Below are 2,280 nucleotides of genomic sequence, written 5' to 3'. Positions count from 1 at the left end.
AGCTTGAGAAACTGGTAAAGGCATATTCCAGTATTCATCGTTATAGAAAGTAGAAGGGAACATTTTTGTATGTTCCTCAATTCGCTTTATCATAGTGTTTGTTTTTCGTTTCATACCACGTATTTTCTTTTCACGCATTGTGAGTCATCTCCATAAATTTTTGTAATGCAGCAGAGTGATATATATCTTTTCTAGTAATAAAAGTAGTAGGAACTTTTTGGAAGCTATTTGGTAAAGGATTGAATGATATGTCATGTTTATGACCATTTAAAATAGACTTCATCATAATTGCTATGCCCATACCTGATTTTACACATGCGAGTATCGCTTCAATTGTTCCAAACTCAAATACTCGCTTAGGTGAAATTCCTTCTTCTTGAAGCCAATCTTCTAATAAATTTCTATAATAGCACCCGTGACTAAATGCAAGTAAATTCATGTCTCCTATGTCTTTAAAGGAAGATAAAGGCTTTTTGCTAATGAGAACTAATTCTTCTTCACGAAATATATTTGTATGAAGTTCGGCATGCTGAGTAGAGCCAGCTATAAACGCTCCGTCCAGTTTTCGTTCTAGTACAAGCCTAATTAATTGTTCCGTCGTATTTGATTCTAAAATTAATTCGACTTTTGGGTATTTCTCATAATAGGCCATTAATATAGATGGAAGTCTTACAGCGGTTGTAGATTCTGTACATCCAATTTTTAAAGTGCCTCTTGGTTCGATCCCATTACTTTGAACTGCTTTAACAGATTGATCCATTAAGTGGATAATTTGTTTGGCGTATGTTAATAAAATCTCACCGTTAGAAGTTAAAGTTACACCTTTTCCGTTTCGATAAAATAAAGGCACACCTAATTCGTTTTCTAGTTGTTTCATACGCATTGTTACGCCAGACTGTACATAGTTTAAATTTTTAGCTGCATGAGATATGTTTTTTTCTTTCGCAACTTCGTAAAATACAGTTAAATCTTTTATATCCAAGTATCATCCCTCCAGAAAAGGTATCATTTTTTTTGATGGATTACATGATAAATCTTTATTTTATATGATATCAGAACTTTCATACAATGGAAGGGGATGGAGGGATTATTGTGTTAATGGAAGAAAGGGTGAATAGTACTTATAAGTGGGTTATGTTAATTTTTGCGACGGTTGCTCAAACAACAGCGACACTTATAACGTATGGTGTTGGAGCGTTTGCTTTATTTTGGAAAGAAGAATATGCACTTACGAATACGGAGATTGGATTGTTAGTAAGTGTTGTAAATATAGGACCGCTATTTTGTATGCTTTTTGTCGGGCGGCTACTTGATCAATACAATGAAAAGTTGTTAATTTCGATAAGTTCATTTTTACTAGGAAGTTCGTTTTTACTGACTAATATGGTCAATGGATTTAATGGGTTACTCTTTGTACTTTTATTAGTAGGAACGTTTTATAGTGTTTCGCAGCCAGGAGGAAGTAAGGTGATAATGAAGTGGTTCTCAAAAGAAAATCGCGGGTTAGCGATGGGGATTAGACAAGCCGGTATACCGATTGGTGGTACATTAGCGGGAGTATTGATCCCGTTTCTTACAATAAAATATAATATGGCCTATGCGGTAAATAGCATTGCATGTATTTGTATAATTGGAGGGTTTTTATTTTTTATATTTTATAAGGAACCATATATTCAAGAGAAAGTTAAACAAGAGCGTAGTAAACTTTCTTTTTGGATGCAGTTAAAAGAAGTGATGTGTAAAAAAGAATTGTATGCAATTTATATAACTGGCATTTGTATGATTTCATTGCAAATGGTGTTAGTTGCACACTTTATAAAATTTTTAGTATTGGAACAATCAATCACGCCAATTTTAGCTGGAAAAGTATTTTCCGTTATGTTCTTTTCTGGAATGGTTGGTAGGGTTATATTAGCAGCTACTAGTGATTTGTTTTATAAGGGAAATCGGCGTACCCTCTTATTTATAACTGTTTGTATTTCTATTTTCTTCATTCTAATATTAGTAATGAGCATACATACAATAACGAATGTATTGTATGGTGTAAGTGCATTGTTAGGGTTCTTTTCAATTGGATGGTTTAGTCTTTTTATAACTGAAGTTGCGGAATCAGCAAGTGAAGAATCGGTAGGGATGACAGTGAGTTTTGCACTTACATTAAATCAAATTGCTATTATTGCTGCGCCTGCTTTATTTGGTTATATTGTAGATAAGAAGGGATATACGTATGCGTGGTTATGCATAGTTGTATTACTAACTATTTCAGCGGTTAGCTTATAT

At 33.5% G+C, this 2,280-nt stretch carries 3 protein-coding genes; 1 reads left to right on the top strand and 2 read right to left on the bottom strand.

All coding sequences use genetic code 11. From position 1 onward, the window contains the following. Both ABWK52_RS27390 and ABWK52_RS27385 read right to left on the bottom strand, forming a co-directional pair. Positions 1-138: DUF3916 domain-containing protein (locus ABWK52_RS27390; protein WP_353772284.1), on the bottom strand; the 138-nt coding region annotated here is incomplete at its 3' end. Beyond that, complete coding sequence (locus ABWK52_RS27385) at positions 131-982, bottom strand: LysR family transcriptional regulator (RefSeq protein ID WP_000351684.1); 852 nt, start codon at positions 980-982, stop codon at positions 131-133. The genes ABWK52_RS27390 and ABWK52_RS27385, both read right to left, overlap by 8 nt. Positions 983-1,068: 86 nt before the next feature. On the opposite strand from ABWK52_RS27385, the gene ABWK52_RS27380 reads away from it, so the two are divergent. Continuing rightward, a partial coding sequence (locus tag ABWK52_RS27380; protein ID WP_353772283.1) for an MFS transporter occupies positions 1,069-2,280 on the top strand: 1,212 nt, incomplete at its 3' end.

This window comes from Bacillus sp. AP50 (assembly GCF_040492675.1).
Classification (GTDB): domain Bacteria; phylum Bacillota; class Bacilli; order Bacillales; family Bacillaceae_G; genus Bacillus_A; species Bacillus_A cereus.
This window is presented reverse-complemented; position numbering and strand designations above follow the sequence as displayed.